Source organism: Nevskia sp. (assembly GCF_023266035.1).
Lineage (GTDB): Bacteria > Pseudomonadota > Gammaproteobacteria > Nevskiales > Nevskiaceae > Nevskia.
In genome coordinates this window covers 1-23390 of the sequence record NZ_JAHFRY010000078.1, presented here as the reverse complement: position 1 = coordinate 23390, position 23390 = coordinate 1, and the positions used below count along the sequence as shown (strand labels likewise).

At 66.8% G+C, this 23390-nt stretch carries 17 protein-coding genes and 1 tRNA gene; 4 read left to right on the top strand and 14 right to left on the bottom strand.

The window, feature by feature from the left end; translation table 11 throughout:
- From Q0D45_RS13075 to Q0D45_RS13065, 3 genes are all read left to right on the top strand, one after another.
- The coding region (locus Q0D45_RS13075; protein ID WP_293393505.1) for a ferrous iron transporter B at nt 1-1087 on the top strand (1087 nt) is incomplete at its 5' end.
- Nucleotides 1084-1374 (top strand): DUF6587 family protein, encoded by a 291-nt coding sequence (locus Q0D45_RS13070; RefSeq protein WP_293393503.1) that lies wholly within the window; start codon nt 1084-1086, stop codon nt 1372-1374. The genes Q0D45_RS13075 and Q0D45_RS13070, both read left to right, overlap by 4 nt.
- A gap of 93 nt (nt 1375-1467) precedes the next feature.
- A tRNA-Val gene (locus tag Q0D45_RS13065) sits at nt 1468-1542 on the top strand.
- Between the two features lie 85 nt (nt 1543-1627).
- On the opposite strand, the gene Q0D45_RS13060 is transcribed toward Q0D45_RS13065, so the two are convergent.
- A complete protein-coding gene (locus tag Q0D45_RS13060; protein ID WP_293393501.1) occupies nt 1628-3346 on the bottom strand; it encodes a potassium/proton antiporter in 1719 nt (572 codons plus the stop codon).
- Nucleotides 3347-3601: 255 nt separating this feature from the next.
- On the opposite strand from Q0D45_RS13060, the gene Q0D45_RS13055 reads away from it, so the two are divergent.
- Complete coding sequence (locus Q0D45_RS13055; RefSeq protein ID WP_293393499.1) at nt 3602-4330, top strand: thioredoxin fold domain-containing protein; 729 nt, start codon at nt 3602-3604, stop codon at nt 4328-4330.
- 22 nt (nt 4331-4352) lie between these two features.
- On the opposite strand, the gene Q0D45_RS13050 is transcribed toward Q0D45_RS13055, so the two are convergent.
- From Q0D45_RS13050 to Q0D45_RS12990, 13 genes are all read right to left on the bottom strand, one after another.
- On the bottom strand, nt 4353-5039 hold the full coding sequence (locus Q0D45_RS13050) for a response regulator (protein ID WP_293393497.1): 687 nt from the start codon (nt 5037-5039) through the stop codon (nt 4353-4355).
- Complete coding sequence (locus Q0D45_RS13045; RefSeq protein WP_293393495.1) at nt 5036-7783, bottom strand: sensor histidine kinase KdpD; 2748 nt, start codon at nt 7781-7783, stop codon at nt 5036-5038. The genes Q0D45_RS13050 and Q0D45_RS13045 overlap by 4 nt, the downstream gene beginning before the upstream one ends.
- Nucleotides 7784-7786: 3 nt before the next feature.
- Nucleotides 7787-9127, bottom strand: coding sequence for a hemolysin family protein (locus tag Q0D45_RS13040; RefSeq protein WP_293393493.1), 1341 nt, complete (start codon nt 9125-9127; stop codon nt 7787-7789).
- 151 nt (nt 9128-9278) lie between these two features.
- Nucleotides 9279-9866: a potassium-transporting ATPase subunit KdpC gene (gene kdpC, locus Q0D45_RS13035; RefSeq protein ID WP_293393491.1), complete on the bottom strand. Its 588-nt coding sequence runs from the start codon at nt 9864-9866 to the stop codon at nt 9279-9281.
- An 89-nt stretch (nt 9867-9955) separates the two neighbouring features.
- A complete protein-coding gene (kdpB, locus tag Q0D45_RS13030) occupies nt 9956-12010 on the bottom strand; it encodes a potassium-transporting ATPase subunit KdpB (protein ID WP_293393489.1) in 2055 nt (684 codons plus the stop codon).
- Between the two features lie 111 nt (nt 12011-12121).
- Nucleotides 12122-13873 carry a potassium-transporting ATPase subunit KdpA gene (gene kdpA, locus Q0D45_RS13025; RefSeq protein ID WP_293393486.1) on the bottom strand — a complete coding sequence of 584 codons (1752 nt, stop codon included), beginning with the start codon at nt 13871-13873 and terminating at the stop codon, nt 12122-12124.
- A complete protein-coding gene (locus Q0D45_RS13020) occupies nt 13870-13962 on the bottom strand; it encodes a potassium-transporting ATPase subunit F (RefSeq protein ID WP_022975831.1) in 93 nt (30 codons plus the stop codon). Before Q0D45_RS13020 ends, kdpA begins: the two co-directional genes overlap by 4 nt.
- Nucleotides 13963-13972: 10 nt before the next feature.
- Complete coding sequence (locus Q0D45_RS13015) at nt 13973-14179, bottom strand: hypothetical protein (RefSeq protein ID WP_293393484.1); 207 nt, start codon at nt 14177-14179, stop codon at nt 13973-13975.
- Nucleotides 14180-14250: 71 nt separating this feature from the next.
- Nucleotides 14251-15993: a hypothetical protein gene (locus Q0D45_RS13010; protein WP_293393482.1), complete on the bottom strand. Its 1743-nt coding sequence runs from the start codon at nt 15991-15993 to the stop codon at nt 14251-14253.
- Nucleotides 15994-16069: 76 nt separating this feature from the next.
- Nucleotides 16070-19477: an exodeoxyribonuclease V subunit beta gene (locus Q0D45_RS13005; RefSeq protein ID WP_293393480.1), complete on the bottom strand. Its 3408-nt coding sequence runs from the start codon at nt 19475-19477 to the stop codon at nt 16070-16072.
- Nucleotides 19474-22287, bottom strand: coding sequence for a PD-(D/E)XK nuclease family protein (locus Q0D45_RS13000; RefSeq protein ID WP_293393478.1), 2814 nt, complete (start codon nt 22285-22287; stop codon nt 19474-19476). Before Q0D45_RS13000 ends, Q0D45_RS13005 begins: the two co-directional genes overlap by 4 nt.
- A 55-nt stretch (nt 22288-22342) precedes the next feature.
- A complete protein-coding gene (gene fdxA, locus Q0D45_RS12995) occupies nt 22343-22666 on the bottom strand; it encodes a ferredoxin FdxA (RefSeq protein ID WP_293393476.1) in 324 nt (107 codons plus the stop codon).
- Nucleotides 22667-22887: 221 nt separating this feature from the next.
- Nucleotides 22888-23390 (bottom strand): Calx-beta domain-containing protein (locus tag Q0D45_RS12990; protein ID WP_293393474.1); only part of this gene is annotated, 503 nt, incomplete at its 5' end.

Sequence of the window (23390 nt, the reverse complement as noted above, 5' to 3'; positions counted from 1 at the left end):
CTACGCGGCTGCTGCGCTGCGCAGCGCGATGCCGGACAACACGCTGCGCAGCCTGCTGGTCGACGGCATGCTGCTCGGCGCTGGCAGCGTCGTCGTGTTCCTGCCGCAGATCCTGCTGCTGTTCCTATTCATCCTGGTGCTGGAAGAATCCGGCTATCTGCCGCGCGCCGCCTTTCTGCTCGATCGCCTGATGATCGGTGCCGGGCTTACCGGGCGCTCGTTCATTCCGCTGCTGTCGAGTTTTGCCTGCGCGGTGCCAGGAATCATGGCTGCACGTACGATCCAGGATCCGCGCGATCGCCTGGCGACGATCCTGGTGGCGCCACTGATGACCTGCTCGGCGCGGCTGCCGGTCTATGCGCTGCTGATCGGCGCCTTCATCCCGGAACGCACGGTGGGCGGCGTCTTCAACCTGCAGGGTCTGGTGCTGTTTGCGCTCTACGTCGCCGGCATCGTCTCGGCGCTGGCCGTCGCCTACGTCATGAAGCTGGTTCGTCGCGACAAGGCCGAGCATTCGCTGCTGCTGGAACTGCCGTCATACCGCTTGCCGCACGTGACGGACGTGCTGATCGGCCTGTGGGAGCGCGCCAGCATCTTTCTGAAGCGAGTCGGCGGCATCATTCTCACGCTGACCGTGCTGCTCTGGTTCCTGTCCACCTATCCCGTCGCTCCCGAAGGCTTCGTGGGCGCAGCGATCGATTACAGCTATGCGGGCCGCATCGGCAAAGCCATGGAAGCGCTGTTCGCGCCGATCGGTTTCAACTGGCAGATCTGCATCGCGCTGATTCCGGGCTTGGCGGCGCGCGAGGTTGCGGTCAGCTCGCTGGCGACGGTCTATGCGGTATCGGCCACCGGTGACGAAGCCGCCGGACAACTGCTGCCGCTGATCGCCGCGCAATGGTCGCTGGCCACCGCGCTCAGCCTGATCGTCTGGTACGTGTTCGCGCCGCAGTGTGTGTCGACCCTGGCCGTGATCCGCCGCGAAACCCAGTCCTGGAAGATCGTGGCGCTGGCCACCGGCTATTTGTTCGCACTGGCCTACGGCGCGTCCTGGATCACCTTCCGCATCGTGAGCGCGCTGACATGAGCGCCGCCGCGACCGCTACTGGATTCGGCGGCCTTGTCGAAACCGTGGTGGTCGCGGTGATCGTCGCTGCGTTCGCCTGGCGTGGCTTGCGCCAATTGCTGCCGTCGGTGCACCGGCGGCTGGTCAACGGCCTGCGCCGGGCGCTGGGGCTCAAGGTCGCCGAACCTCCGAGTACGGCTGCAGGCTGCGACAGCGGCTGCGGCACCTGCAACAACTGTGGCACGACGAAAACCCAATCGCCGGCGACAGGCGAAGCACCGCTGCATTTCCAGCCACGCAAGCCCTGAGAGATATCGGAGTCGTGCTTTTCGTTCGGCAAACGAAGTGCGCATTCAAAAGTGATTGCAGCGACCGGTTGTCATCCCTACAATGCGCGCCTCGGACAGTTAGCTCAGTGGTAGAGCATCGCCTTCACACGGCGGGGGTCACAGGTTCAAGCCCTGTACTGTCCACCAGACAAGTATCCAGAGAAAGTTCTGGTAAAACAAAAAGCCCCTATTTCTAGGGGCTTTTTCGTTTCTGCAGCGTTCATCGCCACCATCAGCCATGCGGCAGCCGCAGGCCCAGTTCGACGATCTTGATGCCGTCCATCTTGCGGACCACCAGTTCCATGTCGCCGAGCCGCAGACGGTCGCCGACCACGGGCTTGTGCAGCACGCTGGTGATGAACGCCGACAGGGTCCAGCCAGTTGTCGACTCCGGCACCTCGACGCCATAGGCGCTGACCAGATCGGCGACCTGCGCCTCGGGGCTGATCACGAACTCGCCGAAGTAGCGTTGCTGTTCGACGGCCTGCTGGCCGCTGGTCGACTGGAACAGCTGGTCGAGTTCCGGCAGTTCGGCTTTCGACACGATCAGCGACAGGTAATCGCCGCCTTTCAGTGTGCCCCAGTCGCGATACGGCACCAGCTTGCCGGCGCGGGTCAGGCTGACGATGCGCGAATGATCCTCGATCGGCAGCTGTTTCGGCTTCTTGCCGACCAGGGCGCTGGTCCGCGCCAGACGGTAGCTGACCATCTCGTAGCCGCGGGTACCGGGCAGGTCGATGTCGGCACGGCGCACGCGCGTGGTGATCGGCGGCATCTGCAGGCCGAGCAGGCGCGCGGCGGGCGCCACCGTCCAGCCCTGGACGATCAGCGAGACCAGCACGATGAAGAAGGCCACGTCGAAGAACAGCGTCGCGTTCTCGAGGCCTGCCAGCAGCGGAAAAGTCGCCAGCACCATCGGCACCGAACCGCGCAGGCCAACCCAACCGAGATAGACCTGTTCGCGCCACGGGAAGTGGAATGGCAGCAGGGACACGGCAACCGCCACCGGTCGGGCGATGAAGATCAGCACCGCGGCGGTGATCAGCGCAGGAATCGCTTCGTCGACCATCCGGCTCGGCGTGGCGAGCAGGCCGAGGACCAGGAACATGCCGATCTGTGCCAGCCAGGCGATGCCATCCTGAAAGCGCTTGATGCTGGCGAAGGCGCGCACCGGCTGGTTGCCGAACATCAGGCCGGCGAGATAGACGGCGAGGAAGCCACTGCCACCGAGCGAAGCGGTGACGCCGTAGATCAGCAGGCCGCCGAACATGGTCAACAGCGGATATAGCGAATCGCCGAGTTCGACTTCGTTGATCGTGCGGATCAGCAGATAGCCGCCGGCATAACCGAGGCCGACGCCGAGCGCGATCTGGGTGACCAGCAGTTCGGCGACTTCCATGACGCCGTAGGTCTCCGGCGCCAGCACGTAATGAACGAGGCCGATGGTCAGCATCACCGCCATCGGATCATTGGTGCCGGACTCGATCTCCAGCGCCGAGCTGATGCGATTGTTCAGACGTACCGAACGGGTCGACAGCAGCGAGAACACCGCGGCGGCGTCGGTCGAGCCGACGATCGCGCCGATCAGCAGGCCTTCGGCGATCGGCAGATGGAACAGCCAGGCGGCAACCGCGCCGATGATCGCCGTGGTGATCAGCACCCCGACGGTAGCCAGCATCAGCGCCGGCCTCAGGCCGACACGGAAATTGGATAGCGGCGTGCGCAAGCCACCGTCGAACAGGATCAGCGCCAGTGCCGCAGTGCCGGCCAGATTGGCCGCCGAATAGTCGGCGAACTTGATGCCGCCGGGGCCGTCTTCACCCGCCAGCAGGCCGACGATCAGAAACACCAGCAACAGCGGCACACCCAGTCGCGGCGTGATCGCCGTCGCCAGGATGCTGATCAGGAACAGCGTGCCTGCGACGAGAATGCTGTGGCTTGCGACTTCCATCGGGGACGGCGGGTGCTGGTGACGGGCGGGGCCGGATGGCTGCCTTCAGGGAGATGCTAGCGGATCGCGCGCCAGCAAACCGGGCGATCGTGCACAGACTGCAGCAATTGATGAAATCAGCCTTGCGCCGAGCGGCCGTGTGCAGCGAACAGACGCGGGGCCCGTTCTCCCGCCAGCGCTATTGCGCAGGTGCGGGAACTGCAGCCAGACCTTTTTGTCATACTCGCGCCCTCATTGAAGCCCGCTGCCGAACCCATGAAATCGACCCTCGTTGCTGCTGCTCTGCTGTTCATTGCCGTTGTGGTACCGGCACACGCGGGGGACGCTGCCGCTGAGAAGATTGCCAAGCAGCTCGGCCTCAAGGCGGAGAACATTCGGCCATCACCGATCGCTGGCGTCTACGAGATCCAGCACGAGCGCGAGTTTGCCTATGTCACCGCCGATGCCCGCTATCTGCTCCGTGGCGATCTCGTCGATCTGAAAACCGGTGAAGAGCTGACCGAGGTGCATCGCCGCACCGATCGCCTCGAAGTGATCGGCAAGCTGGCCCAGAACAAGCTGATCGAGTTCGCGCCGGCACCGCCGCAGATCGCCAAGTACACGATCACCGTGTTCACCGATGTCGACTGCGGCTACTGCCGCAAGCTGCATTCGGAGATTGCCCAGTACAACGCCCAGGGCATTGCGATCCGCTACGCGTTCTTCCCGCGCTCGGGCCCGGATACCGATTCCTGGCGTACCGCCGAAGCAGTGTGGTGCTCGGCCGATCGGCAGAAGGCGCTGACCCAAGCCAAGACCGGCGCGACGATCAAGGGCAAGCTCTGCGACAACCCGATCGCCGAGGAGTATCAGCTGGCTCAGGACCTCGGCATTCGCGGCACACCGATGATGGTGTTCCCGAACGGCGAAGTGTTCCCCGGCTACATCCCGGCAACGGCGCTGGCACAGAAGCTGGCCGAAGTGAGCGCCAAGCCGAAGGGCTGATCCAAAGCCGATCGCAGCGGCTTCACCTCATGCGGTAGCCGACACCCGGCTCGGTGACGATCAGGCTCGGCTGCTCGGGATTCGGTTCGAGCTTGGCGCGCAGCTGCCGGATGTAGACGCGCAGATAGGCAACGTCGCCAGCATCGTCCTGCTGCCAGACCTCGCGCAGCAGGTGGCGATGGGTCAGCACCTTGCCGGCGTGAATCACCAGCTGCTGAAGGATTCCGTACTCCTTCGGTGACAGCCGCACTTCGGCACCATCGCGCAGCACCACCCGGCGCACCAGATCGACACTCAGGCCCTCTCGCACGAACAGCGGCGGGGTGCCCTGGCTCTGCATGCGGTGACGGAGTGCGGCACGAATGCGGGCCAGCAGTTCGTCGACGCTGAATGGCTTGGTCACGTAGTCATCGGCGCCGGCATCGAGTGCGCGCACTTTGCCGTCATCGTCGGTGCGGCTGGACAGCACGATGATCGGCACCGCCGAATCGGCGCGCAGCACCTCGATCACCTTCAGACCATCGCCATCGGGCAGGCCCAGATCGAGCAGGATCAGGTCCGGCCGTTCGCTGGCTGCCACCGCCAGCGCCTCGGCGATGCTGCCGGCTTCGAGCACCTTGTAATCGTTGACCTGCAGCGTATTGCGCAGCAGCCGGCGGATCGGCAGTTCATCGTCGACGATCAGCACGCGGCCTTGGTCCAGGCTCATGGCGATGGGATCGCGTCGGGCAGCAGTGCCGGCGCTTCGGCAATCAGTTCTGGCGAGAACTCGATCAGGAACTCCGCGCCGTGCGCGCCGCTGACTTCGTTGCGGTTGCGGGCATGGATGCGGCCACCCATGGCCAGCACGAAGCCGCGACAGATCGCCAGGCCCAGACCAGTGCCGGCACGGGCGCGGTCGGCGTCTTCGCGCACCCGATAGAACTTGTCGAAGATGCGATCGAGGTCAGCCGGGGGCAGACCAGGGCCGTCATCGCGGACGACGATGACGATGCTGAAGCGATGGCGGCTGACGCCGACCTCGATGGTGCTGCCGGCCGGCGTGTATTTCGCCGCGTTGTCGAGCAGGTTGACCAGCACCTGATCCATCAACGCTTCGTCGAGCAGCAGCATCGGCAGGCCGGGTGGAATGCTCAGCTTCAGCTTGTGCCCGGTCAGCGCCGGCTGGCAGCGGCGCACCGCGGCGGCGATCAGATCAGCGAGATCGCAGGGCTCGCGCCGCGCTTCCAGCGCGCCGGCATCGATGCGGGTCATGTCGAGCAGATTGGCGACATAGCGGTTCAACCGCTCGGCTTCGTCCTGGGCGCTGCCCAGCAGCTCGTCACGGGTCGCCTCGTCATAGCGGGTGCCGAATGAACGCAGGCTCGCCAAGGTGCCGATGATCGAGGCCAGCGGCGTGCGCAGATCGTGGGATACCGAGGTCAGCAGAGAGGCACGCAGCTTTTCGGTCTCGGCCAGCATCCGCGCCTGATCGACATCCTTGGCCAGCCGGATCCGCTCGGTGGCGATCGCCGCCAGATCGACCAGCGCATCGAGCAGTCGGCGATCATCCGGCGTCAGACGGAAATCCGGCTGTGCGCGGCTGATGCCGACCACGCCGCGCGTGCCCTGGCCGGTACGCAGCGGCAGGAACAGACAGCGGCCGCCGGGCAGGGTATCGGTGCCGCGGCCGGTCGGCTGGTTGCGATCCCAGCACCAGCTCGCGGCGGCGAGATCGGCCTCGTCGAGCACGGTTTCGGCTGGCGAACTGGCCATCGTCTTCAGCCGGCCCCTGGCATCCGGCAGCAGCAGCAGCGCGTCGACTTCCAGCATGTTGGCGATCTGCGCGGCGGTGACCGCCATCAGCGTGTCGAGCTTGCGGATGCCGGCCAGCTTGCGGCTGAAGGCGAGCAGCTCGGCCGTGGTCAGCGCCTGATCGTGGGCGGTTTCGGCATGCAGTCGCTCGCGTGCGGTCAAGGTGCTGGTCAGCACCGCGGCGGCGCAGAAGAAGATCAGCGCCAGTACCTGGCTCGGATCGGCAACATTGAAGGTGTAATGCGGTTCGGTGAAAAAGAAGTTGTAGGCCAGCGTGCTGGAAACCGACGCGAAGATCGACGCACCAAGGCCATAGCGGGTGGCGCTCCACAGCACGGCCGCGAGATAGACCAGCGAGATGTTCGGCACCGATACCAGCGCATCGAGCACGCGGCCGACCAGGGTCGCCGTGGCAACCATGAAGCCGGTGCTGACGTAGGCGGAAATCTCGCGGCTGGCCGGGCGCCTTGGCCGAGGGACCGGCGTGCCGTCACCCTCGTCGGTGCCGGGCACTGCTGCCGGATCTTCGGCCAGGATGTGCAGGTCGATACCGCCGGCATCGCTCAGCAACTCGGTGACCACCGAGCCGTGCCGCCAGGCGAACCACCAGGGTCGCGTGGTCTTGCCGACGACGATCTGGGTGATGTTGTTGTTGCGCGCCCAGCCGAGCAGGTCGGCCGCGATATGCCGCGAGCCGGGCAGGCTCAGTGTTTCCGCGCCCAGCGATTCGGCCAGCCGCAGGGTGTCGGCGATCCGCGTCTGCGCCTTCTCGCCGAGTGACCGGGTGCGGGTGGTCTCCACATGCAGCGCGAACCAGGGCGCGTTCAGTCGATCGGCAATGCGCTTGGTCCGCCGCACCACTTCAGCCGCGGCCGGCGATTCGTTGATGCAGACCATCAGCCGCTCGCCAGCCGCCCAGGGCCCGCGGATCGCGTGGCTGCGCATGTAGGCGCGCATCTGGTCATCGACCCGCTCTGCGGTACGACGCAGTGCCAGTTCGCGCAGCGCGGTGAGATTGCCCGGCTTGAACCAGTTCTTCAGCGCCGCCTGCGCCTGCGCTTCGGCGTAGACCTTGCCGTCGTTCAGGCGCTCGATCAATTCCTGCGGCGTCAGATCGACGATCTCGACTTCGTCGGCGGTATCGAAGACCTGGTCGGGCACCGTCTCGCGCACCCGCACGCGAGTGATCCGGGTCACCACATCGTTGAGGCTTTCGATGTGCTGGATGTTCAGGGTCGACCAGACATCGATGCCGGCAGCGAGCAGCTCGGCAACGTCCTGATAGCGCTTCGGATGCCGCGAGCCTTCGGCGTTGCTGTGCGCCAGCTCGTCGACCAGCACCAGCTGCGGGCGACGGCGCAGCAGGCCGTCGAGGTCCATCTCCTGCAGCATCCGGCCGCGATAGGGAATGTCGCGACGCGGCTGCAGCTCCAGGCCTTCGGTCAACGCCAGCGTGTCACGGCGGCCATGGGTCTCGACGATGCCGATGACCACGTCGACACCTTCGCTGCGCTTGCGATGCGCCGCTTTCAGCATCGCGCAGGTCTTGCCAACGCCGGGTGCGGCGCCGAGAAAGATCCGCAACTGGCCGCGCGTTGCGTCCCGCGTCGCTTCCAGCAGCGCTTCCGGTGACGGACGTTCCCGCTCGTCGGCGCTCATCGTTCAGCTTTCGCTGCGCACACGTCGCATGACCTTGATCCGCTCGATGCGCGGGCCGGTGACTCTCTGCACAGTGATCTCGTGCGCACCGATGACAATCAGATCGCCGCGCACCGCGATGCGATCGAGCTTCTGCATCACCAGCCCGGCCACGGTATCGACATCCTCGCTGCCATCGATCTCGGCACCGAGCACGCGCTCCAGCCGGTAGACCGGCGTGTCGCCACGGAGCAGCAGGCTGCCATCGGCAAGATGGACGATGCGGCGATCGACCTGACCAGCGCGGCGCGGCTCGTACTCGTCGACGATCTCGCCGAGCATCGCTTCGAGCACGTCTTCCAGAGTCACGAAGCCATCCATCGTGCCTTCGAAATCATCGACCAGCGCCAGATGCGGCGCGCCCTGGCGGAAGCGGCGCAGCACTTCGAGTGCCGGCGTGTCTTCGCGGAAACGATGGATGTCGCGCGCCAGGCGGCGCAGGCGCAAGCCGTAATCGTCGCCCGCTGGTTCGAGCAGGAGATCCTTGACGTGAACGACGCCGACGATGGCCTCGTCCTCATCGAGCAGCGGATAACGGCTGTAGCCGTACTTCTGGACGATGCGGCGCACCTCGGCGTGGCTGCAGTCGTGATCCAGGCCGATCATCTCGCGGCGCGTGCGCATCAGATCGCTGGCGACCAGATCCTGCAGTTCCAGCGTATGCGCCAGCATGATGTTGAGGTTGGACTCCGGCTTGTCGCCGGCGGCATGGCTGAGATGCAGGATCATCTTCAGCTCGTCATGCGTATAGCTGTTGTTGGCATCGTGGCCGCCGGTGCCTTCAAGGCCGGCCGCCTTCAGCGCGATGTTGGCGCTGCGGTTCAGCAGTTCGATCGCCGGATACATCAGCCAGTAGAACGCGTACAGCGGAGCCGCCGTCCACAGCGACACGCCTTCCGGCTGGCGGATCGCCATCGACTTCGGCGCCAGCTCGCCGATGACGATATGCAGGAACGAGATCACCGTGAACGCGACGATGAACGCGATCGTGTGCACGGTACGTTCGCTGTCGATGCCGGCCATCGTCAGCAGCGGTTCGAGCAGGCTGGCAAACGCCGGTTCGCCGACCCAGCCGAGGCCGAGCGAGGACAGCGTGATCCCGAGCTGGCAGGCCGACAGATAGGTATCGAGCTGGCCGTGCACCTTGCCGAGAATGCGGCCGCGCCAGCCGTTCTGGGCGCTGAGCTCCTGAGCTCGTGTCGAGCGCAGTTTGACCAGCGAAAATTCTGCGGCGACGAAGAAGCCGTTGAGCACCACGAGCGCGAGTGCCAATGCGACCAGCAACGCGTTGTCGAATGAAGACATGAGACCGTGCGGCATACCCCAGGATGGAGGCCGGGGGCAGTATATCGTCCGCTAGACAAAGGCCTGTCATGGCCGACGCGGGCTCAATGTCGAAGGATTTCTTGGTTCGGAGGAATCGCCTCCCAGTGGGTTGATCGAGGTATGAAACGGTTCAGGGCTGGGCAGCGGCGATCGGCGCGAGCTGGTCCAGCGCCAGGTTCAGCACCAGCACGTTGACCACCGGCTCGCCGATCAGGCCGAGCGCATCGTGTTCGGCCTTGGCGGCCACCAGGTCACGCAGCTTCTGCGCATCGAGCTTGCGAGCCTTGGCAATGCGCGGCAACTGGAATTCTGCCGCGGCCAGCGAGATCTGCGGATCGAGCCCGCTGCCGGACGTAGTGACCAGATCGACCGGTACCGCGGCATTCGGATTCTCCGCAGCGAGCTTGTCGGCATCGGCCTTGACCCGGTCGAGCAGTGCTTTCGAAGTCGGCCCCAGATTCGAGCCGCTCGACGACGACGCGTTGTAGGGATCAGGCGAGGTCGCCGACGGCCGTCCATGGAAGTACTGCTCGCCGGCGAAACTCTGGCCGATCAGCTCGGAGCCGATCACCTTGCCATCGCGCTCGATCAGACTGCCGTTGGCCTGATGCGGAAACAGCGCCTGGGCAAGGCCGGTGATCGCCAGCGGGTAGGCGATGCCGGTCAGTGCGGTGAACAGCACCAGCAGGACGATGGCGGGACGTAGTTGTTGCAGCATGGAAGTGCTCCTTGAATCTGAGTTCGGGCGGCCCTCGGCCGCCGGCTTGGTATCCGAAAATGGTGTCGGTGAAGCGGGCGCGGCCCGCCCTACGCCAGGCCGAGCGCAGTGATGGCGAGATCGATCAGCTTGATGCCGATGAACGGCGCGATCAGGCCGCCGCCGCCGTAGATCGCGAGATTGCGGGCCAGCAGCTGACCGGCGCCGACCGGGCGATAACGCACGCCGCGCAGCGCCAGCGGAATCAGCACGATGATGATCAGCGCGTTGAAGATGATCGCCGACAGGATCGCGCTCTGCGGGCTGTGCAGGCCCATCACGTTCAGCGCATCCAGCTGCGGATAGAACGAGGCGAACAGCGCCGGCACGATGGCGAAATACTTGGCGACGTCGTTGGCGATCGAGAACGTGGTCAGCGCGCCGCGGGTCATCAGCAATTGCTTGCCGATGCCGACGATCTCGATCAGCTTGGTCGGATCGGAATCGAGATCGACCATGTTGCCGGCCTCGCGCGCCGCCACGGTGCCGGTCTGCATGGCGACACCGACATCGGCCTGGGCCAGCGCCGGCGCGTCATTGGTGCCGTCGCCGCACATCGCCACCAGACGGCCACCGGCCTGCTCCTTGCGGATCAACGCCAGCTTGTCTTCCGGCGTCGCCTGGGCGAGGAAGTCATCGACACCGGCTTCGGCAGCGATCGCCGCCGCAGTCAGCGGGTTGTCGCCGGTGATCATCACCGTGCGGATGCCCATGCGGCGCAGTTCGGCGAAGCGCTCCTTGATGCCTCCCTTGACGATGTCCTTGAGGTGGATGACGCCGAGCACGCGCTCGTCGCGGACCACCGCCAGCGGCGTGCCGCCGAGTTTCGAGATCCGTTCGGCGATCGCTTTCAGCTCTGCCGGCACGGCGCGGCTGCCGCCGAGACGGCTGACGTAGTCGATCACTGAATCGACCGCGCCCTTGCGAATGACCGCACCGTCGATATCGATGCCGGACATCCGTGTCTGCGCGGTGAACGGAATGAATCGGGCACCCGAGCCAGCCAGATCGCGGCCGCGTAGGCCGTACTTCTCCTTGGCCAGCACCACCACGCTACGGCCTTCCGGGGTTTCGTCGGACAGGCTGGCGAGCTGGGCTGCTTCGGCCAGTTCGCGATCGGTGACGCCAGGCACCGGCACGAACTCGGCAGCCTGACGATTGCCCAGGGTGATGGTGCCGGTCTTGTCGAGCAGCAAGGTGTCGACATCGCCCGCCGCTTCCACCGCACGGCCGGACAGCGCCAGCACGTTGAAGCGCACCAAGCGGTTCATGCCGGCAATGCCGATCGCCGACAGCAGGGCGCCGATGGTGGTCGGAATCAGGGTCACGAACAGTGCGACCAGCACGATCACCGGCACGTCGCCGCCTGCGTACCTGGCGAAGCTCGGGATCGAGGCGACGGCGAGCACGAAGATCAGGCTCAAGCCGGCGAGCAGGATGTTCAGCGCCAGCTCGTTCGGTGTCTTCTGGCGCGAGGCGCCTTCGACCAGGGCGATCATCCGGTCGAGAAAGCCCGAGCCGGGTGCTGCGGTGATCCGCACGATGATGCGATCCGACAGCACGCGCGTGCCGCCGGTGACCGCCGAGCGATCGCCGCCCGCTTCGCGGATCACCGGGGCCGATTCGCCGGTGATCGCCGATTCATCGATGGTCGCGATGCCTTCGATCACTTCGCCATCGGCCGGCACCAGATCACCGGTTTCGGCGACCACGCAGTCACCGGCCTTGAGCACCGTGGCCGGCACCTTGATCTCGTCGGTGCGATTGGCGCTGAGCTTGCGGGCGACGGTCTGGGTGCGGGTCAGCCGCAGGCTTGCGGCCTGCGCCTTGCCACGGCCTTCGGCCAGCGCTTCGGCAAAGTTGGCGAACAGCACGGTGAACCACAACCAGACGATCACCTGGGCCGAGAACAGCAGCGGCGCGCCGGTCGATGCGCCGATCGCGGCATCACGGATGAACAGCACGCTCGCCAGCAGCGACACCAGCGCGGTGATGAAGATCACCGGATTCTTGGCCAGACTCTTCGGATGCAGCTTGATGAAGGCGTCGCGCAGCGCTGGTATCAGCAAAGCACGGGCGAAGAGTTGGGTTGACTGAGTTTTCATTGCCATTTATCTCGAACGGTCATCCCGGCGAAAGCCGGGATCCAGAGCCAGCGAAGAGCGTCCGCTCCGACTCTGGATGCCGGCTTCCGCCGGCATGACGATAGGGATGATTCAGAACGTGGAACCGGCAAGCATCGCCAGGTGCTCGACCACTGGCCCCAGCGCCAGCGCCGGGAAGTAGGTCAGGCCGCCGACGATCACCACGATCGCCACCAGCAGGCCGATGAACAGCGGGCCGTCGGTTGGGAAGCTGCCGGAGGTGGTCGGCGATTTCGATTTCATCGCCATCGAACCGGCCACCGCCAGCATCGGCACGATCACCGCGAAGCGGCCGATCAGCATCGCGGCGGCCAACGTCAGGTTCCAGAACGGGGTGTTGGCGGTCAGGCCCGCAAAGGCGCTGCCGTTGTTGCCGACCGCCGAGGTGTAGGCGTAGAGCATTTCGCTGAAGCCATGCGGGCCGGCATTGGCCAGACCTTTCAGGGCGACCGGCGAGACGCTGGCGACGGCCAGGAAGCCGAGCAGCGCCAGCGGCATGCTCAGGATAGCCAGCACGGTGAGCTTGATCTCCCGCGCTTCGATCTTCTTGCCCAGGTATTCCGGCGTGCGGCCGACCATCAGACCGGCGATGAACAGCGCGACGATGGCGAACAGCAGCATGCCGTAGAGGCCGCTGCCGACGCCGCCGAACACCACTTCGCCGAGCATGATGTTGACCAGCGGCACCGCGCCGCCCAGGGGCGTGAAGCTGTCGTGCATCGCGTTGACCGCGCCGCAGGAGGCATCGGTGGTCACTGTCGCGAACAGGGTCGAGGCGGCGATGCCGAAGCGCGCTTCCTTGCCTTCCATGTTGCCGCCGGACTGCACGAGGCTGGCGGTCTGGTCGATGCCCATCGCGGCGAACGCCGGGTTGCCCGCGCTTTCCGCCCAGAACGAGGCACCAGCGCCGGCCAGGAACAGCAGCGCCATCGCGCTGTAGATCGCCCAGCCCTGCAGCTCGTTCTTGACCATGCGGCCGAAGGTGTTGGTCAGCGCGGCCGAGATCAGGAAGATCGCCAGCATCTGCACGAAGTTGGCGAGCGCCGTCGGGTTCTCAAACGGGTGCGCGGCATTGGCATTGAAGAAACCGCCACCATTGGTGCCGAGCATCTTGATCGCGACCTGGGACGCCACCGGCCCTTGGGCGATCAACTGCTTCGCGCCTTCCAAGGTCGTGGCTTCGGTAGCGCCGATGAAGTTCTGCGGCATGCCCTGCCAGACCAGAAACAGCGCCAGCGGAATCGCCAGCGGCAGCAGCACGTAGAGCGTGGCGCGGGTCATGTCGACCCAGAAGTTTCCTAATCCTGGGCCCAGCCCTTTGCCTTTCTCGCGAGCGAAGCCGCGGATCAGCGCGATCGCCAGCGCAATGCCGGTGGCCGCCGACAGGAAATTCTGCACCGCAAGGCCGAACATCTGCGTGCCGTGCGACATCGTTGATTCGCCGCCGTAGCTCTGCCAATTGGTATTGGTGACGAAGCTCACCGCCGTGTTCAGGCTGAGATCGCCGGTGAGCGCGCCGTAGCCCTGCGGATTCAGCGGCAGCCAGCCCTGCAACTGCTGAATCGCGAACAGCAGCAGATAGCCGCCGAGGCTGAAGATCAGCATCGCCGTCGCGTAGCGGATCCAGGTCTGATCCTCGTCGCTGCGAACGCCGGCCAGCGTGTAGAAGCCGCGTTCTACCGGCCCGAGGACGATCGACAGCCAGGTGCGTTCACCGTCGAACACCCGCTTCAGATAGCCACCGAGCGGCCGTGTCGCCAGGGTCAGGATCAGCAGGAACAGCGCGATCAGCAGCCAGCCGTCCAGGGTCGCCGAAGCCGTCACTGGAATTTCTCCGGCTTCAGCAGGGCATAGCCGAGATAGGCCAGCAGGATCAGGACGGCAAACGCCCCCAGCCAATGATCAAAGCTCATCCTCGTGCCCTCAGATGCGATCGCAAAAGAGCACGTAGGAAATCAGTACCGCGAAACCGGCAACGCCGAGCAGCAGCAGGAACATCGTCATCGAAATCGCTCCAACGCCGGCAAGCTCCGGCCCGTGCATTGGGCGCCGGGTGGCCGTTGGGTTTCGAGACGTCGCGCGGGTGGAAAAAATAAAGAACGCGTAAAGATCGGGCGGGCGGCGCGTCATTCTGCGTAGGAGCGCGCCAATCGATTGGCGGCGCTGAGCCCTCTCTCCTGGGACAGGGGAGACCAGAGTTCTTACGGCGCGGGCGCGCGCTCGACCGGCGCCGCCGTCGTCTTCTCGGCCTCGCGCGGCGGCTCGATCTTCTGCGGGGCCTGTTCGATGACCGGGGTGGCACTGGTCTCGGACAGGCTCTGCGCCGCGTCAACCTTGGCTCCGGAGCGAACCGCGTCGACCACCAGACTGTCGCGGCGCACCGCGGCTTCGGTGGTCTTGACGCTGGCACCGGATTGCAGCGAGGAAATCGCCGAATTGACGATGCTCGCGCAGCTGGTGCAACGCGTCTTCACCAGCAGCTTCTTCAGATCGCGATTGGCGGTGTCCGGGCCGCTGGCGCTGCCGGTGATGCGCAGCACTTCGCTGCGATACCAGCGCTCCAGCAGGCCGGAGGCATTGCTGACCCCGGCGACCAGGTAGGCGCGTGATTCGGCGTCGATCGCCGGAATCGCTTCGGCGGTGTTCAGACGGCGCAGCGCCAGTTCGGTCTGGGCGGCGTCCTCGCTGCTCGGGGCGTCGTCATCGTCGGCATAGCGATGGACGACGGTGTCGACGGCGTCGATCGCCCGGAAGCCATCGAGCAAGGTCGCCCAGGTACGGCGCGTGGTTGGCGTGGCGCTGGCCAGGGCTTCGTCGAGGCAGGCATCGAGCCGCGTCGAACGGGCCGCCATGTAGCGCTGCCAGTAGCTGTAGCGCGGGCTGTCGGTGCCGGGCAGCGCCAGCCGCTGATAACGCCAGGCGGCGCGCGACAGGCGATCGATCGAACCGCCGGATTCGCGGATGTCGGCCAGCACGATGCGCCGCTTCAGCAGCAGGTCTTCGAGGAACGCCTGGCGGCCGGTCAGCGCGCCGGTGGCAATGGCATCGGCGGTCTTCGCCAGGGTGGCGCGATCGGTGGCGCAGGGCCCGCCCTGGGCGACCAGATCATCGATCGGCCGGTAGTCGCTGACTCTGAGATCGAACAGCAGATACGGCGTGGTGAACGGCACGCTCTTGCCATCCTTCTGGACGCAGAGCTTCGGGTTCTCGATTTCCAGGCTGCAGAGATCGACTTCGGTCGCTACCGGCGGCCGCTTCTTGTCTTCATTGAGCAGCACGAAAGCGACCACGCGGCCATCAAGACCATCGAGCGTGTCGGAGACCTGGAAGGTGTATTCCTTCTTGCGCTCCCACTTGCGGTTGGCGCTGGTCGCCGACTTCTCCAGCATCGGCACGACGAAGGTCTGGAACGCGGTGATCGGCACGCCGCCGAGCACAGTGGCGACACCGGTGATCGCCGCCGGCGTCTTCTTGATCGTTTCCATCAGCGGGCCGAGCGTCGCGGCGCCGCTTTCGGTGACGCCGCGGACGATCAGGGTCAAGGTCGCCGCACCGGTCAGCGAACCGGCCTTGACGACGATGCCGCCGGCCAGGGTGCGGGCGGTCAGATCCTCGCTGGTCGCCTTGTCGACGTCGTAGCTGAGCAGCGGCACTTCCGGCGCCACCGCGTCACGGCCCGGGCCGGCGAGCGGCTGCAGCTTGGCGGTGACCACGATCAGCTTCGGCGCATCGCTGCCATAGAACTTCAGCCGCTCGGCGTCGTCACCGATGTTGCTCGACACCTGCACCTGCAGATAACCGTCCTCGCCGAGTTCGGAAACCCGCGCGCCCGGTGCATGGCCAAGCTCCACCGTCGCGGTTTCGATGAAGCGGGATGACGAGGCACAGCCGCTCAGCAGCAACAGCGGAACGACGGCGGCGAGGGCGAGGCGGGCGCGAAGCATCATTGGGAAGCCGACAAAAGTGGATCGATGGGTGTCGAGGCAGCAACACGAGGGACAGCGTAAAGCCTGCAGCGGTTCAGTCGGCAATCCGGTCTGATGACATCGGCAGCCAGCTCGCGGTCGCCGTCAACACCAGCCCGGCGCGGATCGCACGGCCTGGAAACACCTTGCCGATAGCATCGACATAGGCGTCCATCTGGCTGCGATGCTGCTGCGCGAGGCTGGCGACATCCGGGCGCGGCGCGGTCTTGTAATCGACGACCCACAGCTGCGTGCCGTCGTCGATCAGGCGGTCGATGATGCCGCTGCGCGGCGTGCCGTCATCGGCCTGCCACTGCACCGGCACTTCGTTCCAGGCCCGCACAAGCCGTGCCGGATCGAACAGCATCGCCAGCGCCGGGCTGGCCAGCACGGTTCGCGCTTCGGCCAGCCAGCCATCAGTGAGGCTCGGGTCGACGATCTCGCCGAACTGGGCTTCCAGCTGGGCGACCAGACCGTCTGCACGGAGTGCGAGACCACGCACCAGTTGCTCGATCAGCCAGTGGATCGCCCGGCCACGCAGCACGGCATCGGGATCGCGTGCCGCGCCGTGACCGGACGGTGTCACGCCCGTGCGCAGCAACGCCGGCAGGCGTTCACGCAGACGCGGTGATTCGGCGGGCGCTGCCGCAGTGGTGGTCAAGGCCGCTGCCGGGATCACCGGGAAATGGCCCAGGCGGATGCCGAGCGTGCCTTCCGGCGCATCGGCCAGCGGCTGCGCGCCGTGTTCGGCGACCAGCAGCTGCATCGCGTCGACGGCGTGCTGGTGCCAGCGACGCAGCCGGTCTTCCTGCTTCTGCGCGAACGCCGACACGAACAGGTACTGGCGGGCGCGGGTGGTGGCGACGTACAGCAGGTTCAGCACTTCGCGATCCTGTTTTTCGCGACGCGCGTCGATCAGTTCCTCGCTGCGGGCGTCGCGCTCGGGCTTGGCGCCGATCAACACGAAAGCGCTGGGCCGATCGGCGTCCGAGGGCCAGTCGACCAGCCAGCCGGCATCGCGGCTGCTCGGCGTCGGTGCGGTATTGACCACGAACACGGCGGGCGCTTCCAGGCCTTTCGAGGCGTGCACGGTCATCACCCGCACGGCGTCGGCGGTGGCGGGCGGCGCTTCGTCCGGCGCGTCCTTGCCGGCGGCGGCGAGCCGGGCCAGCGCCTGGTTCAGACGGCCGAGCGTCGGATAGCGGCCCTGGTCGATGTTCAGCACCAGCTGCATCAGCGCGCCCAGATTGACGCGGATGCGCCGGTCCGCGGGCATCACCGCTTCGTAGCGCGATGCCAGGTCCAGCTCGCCGTCGATGCGATCGAGCAGGTCGTGGGCGGGCAGGCGGCTGGCCGCCGCAAGCCATGCAGCGATGGCCGTGGCGGCGCGAGCCAGCGGTTCGCGCAGGGCATCGCGCCCGGCATCGCGATTGGCAAGCGCCTGCAAGCGGCTCCACCAATCGCGGCCGTCGTCGCGAGCCAGGGCCAGTTGCACCAGATCATCGTCGCTGGCCGCGAACATCGGCGAACGCAGCACCTGGGCCAGATCAAGATCGCGCTGCGGGCTGTCGAGCAGGCGTAGCAGGGCCATCAGGTCGCGCGCCAGCACGGTATCGAGCAGACCGCCGCGCGCCGACCCGACGAACGGAATCCTCGCGTCGGCCAGCGCCTGTTCGATGGCGCGCAGATGGGTGCGCTCGCGGGCCAGGATCATCACGTCGGCATAGACCAGCGCACGCGGCGGCTGGCCATCGACGGCGACCGGCAGCCGGGCATCGATCAGCGCGCGGATGCGCGCCGCGACCTGGGCGCCTTCGCGGGCGGCGAGGCTTTGCTCCTCGTCGGCCAGCGCCTCGGTCAGCGGATCGCGCAAGCTGCCGACGACCAGTTGCTTGCGGTCGAGCTTGTCGGCTGCAGCGGCGGCCAGCGCTTCGGCTTCGGGCACGACTCTCGGCAGCACTTCGACCGCGCCCCAGTCGTCGCTGCGCCAGGTGGCGTGCGGCTCGAAGCCGATCGCCGCGCCGTCGGCACCGGTGAACAGCGCATTGACGAAAGCGATCACCGCCGGTGCGCTGCGGCGCGACTGGTTCAGCGGCATCGAGGCGCCGGCCAGACGATCGCGCAGATGCTCGCCGGCTCGCTGCAGCAGTTCGGGATTGGCGCGCCGGAAGCCGTAGATGCTCTGCTTCGGATCGCCGACCACGAAGGCGCTGCGCGGCCGTTCCCGGTCGTCGGCCATGTTGTCGAGGATGGTCAGCAGCAGCGACCACTGGGTCGGGCTGGTGTCCTGGAATTCGTCGAGCAGCAGGTGATCGATGCGGCGATCGAGCTTGTACTGCACCCAGTCGCGGTCCGGCCCGCGCAGCAGCTTCCAGGCCTGCCATTCGAGATCGTCGAAGCCGAGCGCATTGCGCGCGCGCAACGCGTCGTCGCGCGCGGCCAGCAGGCGGATGCCGAGCGTCGCCGCAGCGACACCACGCTGCCAGTTGCGGCGGGCGATGCGAGCGGAGCTGATCGCTACGAGCGTGGTGCAGATCGTCTCGTACACCGCCATGAAGCGGAAAAATTCGGCCTGGCTGACTTTGGCCTTGATCTTCAGCTTGCGACGTTCGCCATCAGTCAGGAATTTCTGCGCGGCCGCGAAGCGAGCCAGGGCATCGGTGGCGACCAGTGCCGTCGCCGGCACCTCGGCCTTCAGATGGCCGAGTCCGCCGAAATCGACGAGCAGGTCATAGGCAAGCGTCAGTTGCTCGACGAATTCCGGCGTCATCAGCGCCGCTTCCGGCGGTGTTGTGTCGTCCGGATCGACGCCGAGTTCGTCAGCGAGCATGGCCGAGTAGCTGGCGATCTGCTCCTCGTCCGGCCAGTCCTGGACCAGCGCGCGCCAGTCGCTGCGCTGCTGGATGAAGCCATCGAGCCAGGCACGCAGCTGGTGTTCGCTGGCGCCGTCGTCGATCAGCTGCTTGAAGGCGCGGGCCTCTGTGCTGTCCGGCTGGCGATGCAGTGCGGCTAGCAGCGTGGTCCAAGCCTCGGCCAGCAGTTCGCGCTCGTCTTCCAGCAGCGTGTATCCGGGCGGAATGCCGGCCTCGATCGCGAAGCGGGTCAGCAGGTCCTGGCAGAACGCGTGCAGGGTCAGTGCGCGCAGGCCGAACGGGGCCTGCAGCAGGCGCTCGTACTGGCTGCGCGCCAGCGCTCGCAGCGCATCGTCCGGCTGTAGGTCGATCTTGATCAGCTCGCGATCGAGCACCTCGTCGCTGGCGAAAGCCAGCTCGCGCAGCCGGCTTTCGACGCGCTCGCGCATCTCGGCCGCGGCCTTGCGGGTGAAGGTCAGCGCGAGGATGCCGCCGGGGTCGCTGCCGGCCAGCAGCAAGCGCACGACCCGCGACACCAGCTGCCAGGTCTTGCCGCTGCCGGCCGAGGCGACGACGCTGACCGAGCGGTTCGGATCGAGTGCAAGGTTCACGAGGCCACCACCCAGCTACCACGCCGGCACAGGCCGCTGTGATCGCAATGCTCGCAGACCGCAGCCGCGCCGTTCGCCGGCAGCGGGTGGCCGGCTTCGAGCCGGCTGCGCAGCGACTGCAACCGGGTTTCGATGGCCGACAAGAGCGGTGTCAGCGTCTCATCCGGCAGGCCGACGATGCGCTTGTGCGCGGCCAGATCGCCGCCGAGCTTCCAGTATTCGATCGCCGCCGGATCTTCGACCGCCAGCGCGTAATGCGGCAGTTGCACCGCTTCGCCGGCAACCATGGCCTTGGCATCGGGCACCCGGCTGCCGGTCTTGTAGTCGACGACGGTGGCACCGTCCGCGCGGTGCTCGATGCGATCGACCAGACCGGCTAGCGTCCAGCCGGCGCGCTCGCGGGGCAGCTCGACTTCGACCTGCACCCGGGCATCGCTGCGTTCGGCCAGTTGCGTGGCCAGCCAGGGCCGGACCCTGGCGAATTCGCGCTGCCAGACCGCGGCCATCGGACGACTCGCAAGGTCGGGCGCGAACACGGCCTCGGCCAGCGTTTCGAGATAGGCGGCGATCGGCTCGACTGCAGCCGGGCCGGCATACGGCGGCGGCAAGCTGGCGTCGCGTTGCTCGTGGAAGGCGCACAGGATGCGATGCACGCGATCGCCGTAGTCGCTGCGATCCGGCTCGGCGTCCGGGTCCTGGCCGGCGTCGAGACGCAGGTTTTTTGCCGCATGCCAGCGGTAGGGACATTCGATCAGCTGCTGGTGGCTGCCGGCACTCAGGTGGGTCGGCAGCAGCGCCGCCGAGGCCATCGGTGCGGGCATGGTCTGCGGCTGCAGATCGACGGCGACGCGCGGCGCGATCCGGGTCGCGGCCAGCCCGGCGCGGGCGGCGAGTGCGCTGTCGTGCAGCGTGTCGTGGCCGGCGGCCTGTGCCTGCGCCGCCAGCGCTTCCAGCCAGGGCGAGGGCTGCGGCGTGTCGCCGTCCTCGTCGGCGGCATAGCTGGCGATCACCGTCGGTGCCGCTTCGAGCAGGCCTCGCAGCCGGCTCAGGCCCAGCGCCTGCCGCAGCGGCCAGCCTTCCAGTCCCAGTTCGGCGCGCACCGCGTGGTTGAACAGCACTTCGCCGGGCGCGGCACCGGGCAGCGCGGCGCGCGTCGCCGAGGCCAGCACGATGACGTCGGCCGACAGGCCGGCGGTCTGGTCCAAGGTCAGCAGCGGCACCCGCGGCAGGCCGGGATCGACTTCCGGCCGGAAGGTCGAGGTTTCCAGATGGCGGTCGAGGAGGGCGCGGAACTCCGACCAGCGCAGCCGCAGCGGCAGGCCGTCCAGCGCCTGTTCCAGCTGGCGCAGCGCGGCGATCACCTGCGAACCGGCATCGTCATCGGCAAGCCCGGCCGACAGGCCGACCACGTTCAAGCTGGCCAGGGTTGCCCGCGCCCACTCGACGGCCAGCCGTGGTGGGCCGCTCACCGGCAACTCGCTGCCGGCGCGTTGCAGGCGCTCGAACAGCGCCGGCCAGCGGTCGTCGACGAGTTTCTGCAAAGCGGCGAGGCCGGCGCGTGGCGCCGCGGTCAGATCGCGTGGCGGGAAGTGCAGCAACTGGTCGAGCCGCGCGGCCAGCGGCGGCTCCGGGCGTTCCACCGGCTCGCCGCGGAAGAAGCCCGATTTCAGCAGATCAAGCAGCGGCCGGTAGTGGAAGCCGGTTTCCAGGCATTCGAGCCAGGCTGACAGGGTCGCCGCGGCGCGGCTGGTCGACAAGGTCCAGCCGATGCGGTCGTCGAGCGCGATGCCGGCGCGTTCGAGCAAGGCGCGCAGGCGGCGGGCGAGGCGACGGTCGCCACTGACCACGACCACCTCGCGATGGCCGGCGAGCAGGGCTTCGCGCACCGCCAGTTCGACGATCCGCGCTTCGTGCTCGGGCGAGCTTGCGGCGACCAGGCGGATGCCGCAGGGACCGCTGGCAGCCAGCGCCCGGGCGCGCTCGGCCAGGCTGCTGTCGCCGAGCGCGAACAGCGCATCGAGCAGGCGGCCGCGCACCGTCGACAGCGCCGGTACTTCGATCGCCGGCAGATCGAGCAGGCTGGCCAGTCGGTTCGGCGCCTCGCCATCACGGCCGCTGCTGCGGCCCCGGGACCACAGCGCCAGCCGTCCCTCGGCCATCGGCGGCGCCAGCAGACGGGCCTCGGCGCGGCTCAAGTGGTCATGGCCGATCAGCCAGGTGTCGCGGAGGCCCAGGCAGGCAGCTTGCAGAGCCCGCAGATGGGCGACGGCCGGGGCGCGGTCACCGATCTCCTCGGTATAGGCCCGCCACAGCTGATGAACCAGCTGGGCTTCGCGCGACAGCGCGTCCAGTTCCGGCGCGGCATAAGCAAGGCGCAGCTGTTCGGCAAAGTCCTCGAGCCGCTCGGGCAGCTGCACAGCATTGAGCGCCAGTTCCTCGAACAGCTGGAACAAGGCGTCGGCAACCTGCATGGGATCGCGGCCGGGAAACACGCTGCGCAATCGAGTCAGCCACTCGGCGAGTTGCAGCCGGCACGCCAGTGCCGACAGCGGTGCCGGCGCATCGCCGGCTCGATAGCGCGCCGCCAGCTGCGTGAGGCTCAGCAGCTGCGGCATCAGCAGCGCAGCGCCGGCGGCACGAACCAGCGCTTCGCGCAGTGGCCGCACCAGGAGCGGCGTGGCGACCACCAAGGTCAGGCCGGACAGGTCCGGCAAGCGCTGGCGATGCTCATCGATCAGCCGCTGGGCGACCTGATCGACGAACGCGGTTCCTGGCGCGAACAGCAGCAGCGGCGTGCGGGAAGGACTCACGCGCCGGGCTGGGGTTTCTGAATTCGGCGCAGGAGGCTCAGGGGGAGCGCGAGTGTCAGCGTTCCAGCAGCTTGAACTTGTCGGGCTTGCCGTCCCAGTCCTTGGCACCGGGCAGGCCGTCCTTCTTCTCGGTCAGCACCGGCCATTCGGCCGACAGATCCTTGTTCAGCGCAATGAAATGTTTCTGGTCCTCCGGCACATCATCCTCGGCAAGGATGGCGTTGGCCGGGCACTCCGGTTCGCACAGCGTGCAATCAATGCATTCTTCCGGATCGATGACCAGAAAGTTCGGGCCTTCATGGAAGCAATCCACTGGGCAGACTTCGACACAGTCCGTGTATTTGCACTTGATGCAGTTTTCAACGACGACGAAGGTCATGGCACTCGAGGCAGGCGGTAACGGGTGGCGGATTTTACGGTGTTATCGCGTCTCGTGACGACGGCCGACAAAATGCGCTCTGCGCAACGTAGGGCTGCCCATGGCCGCCGATTCCGCCCGAACGGTCGCGCGAAGCCGGCGGCCACGGGCTGCCCTACATTCTGAAAGCCCTCACGCCTCCCCCCTCTCCCCCCGGGAGAGGAGAGGAAGCGACAACAAGCTCAATCGTCGTTCTGAATCGTGCCGAGCCCCTGGCCATCAGCGATGACAGCGCCACCGGTGGGGTTGCTGAGATTGACGAAGAAGGTCTCGTTCGGCTCAACCGTGGTATCGCCACGGACCGGCAGGCCGGCGGTGGCGATGGTCTGTCCGGCCGCGAAGTTCAGGGTCAGGCTGCCGCCGGTGTAGTCGCTGCCGGCAATCGCCGTCCCGTTAGCGGTGGTGGCGACCACCGAAACCGGCACCGTGGACGCCGGGCTCAGGGTGCCTACGAAGCTGAAGGTTCTGGTCCCGGAATTGCCTTCCACACTGGTGACATCGCTGATGCTCAAGGTCGATGCGGCAGCGGCATCATCGTTGACGATGGTGCCCTGACCCTGCGCATCGGCAATCGTCGCGCCGACCGGGCTGCTGAGGTTGACCACGAAGGTCTCGTTCGGCTCCACCGCCGTATCGCCATTGATGACGACGCCAATGGTGCCGCTGGCTTGGCCCGGTGCGAAGT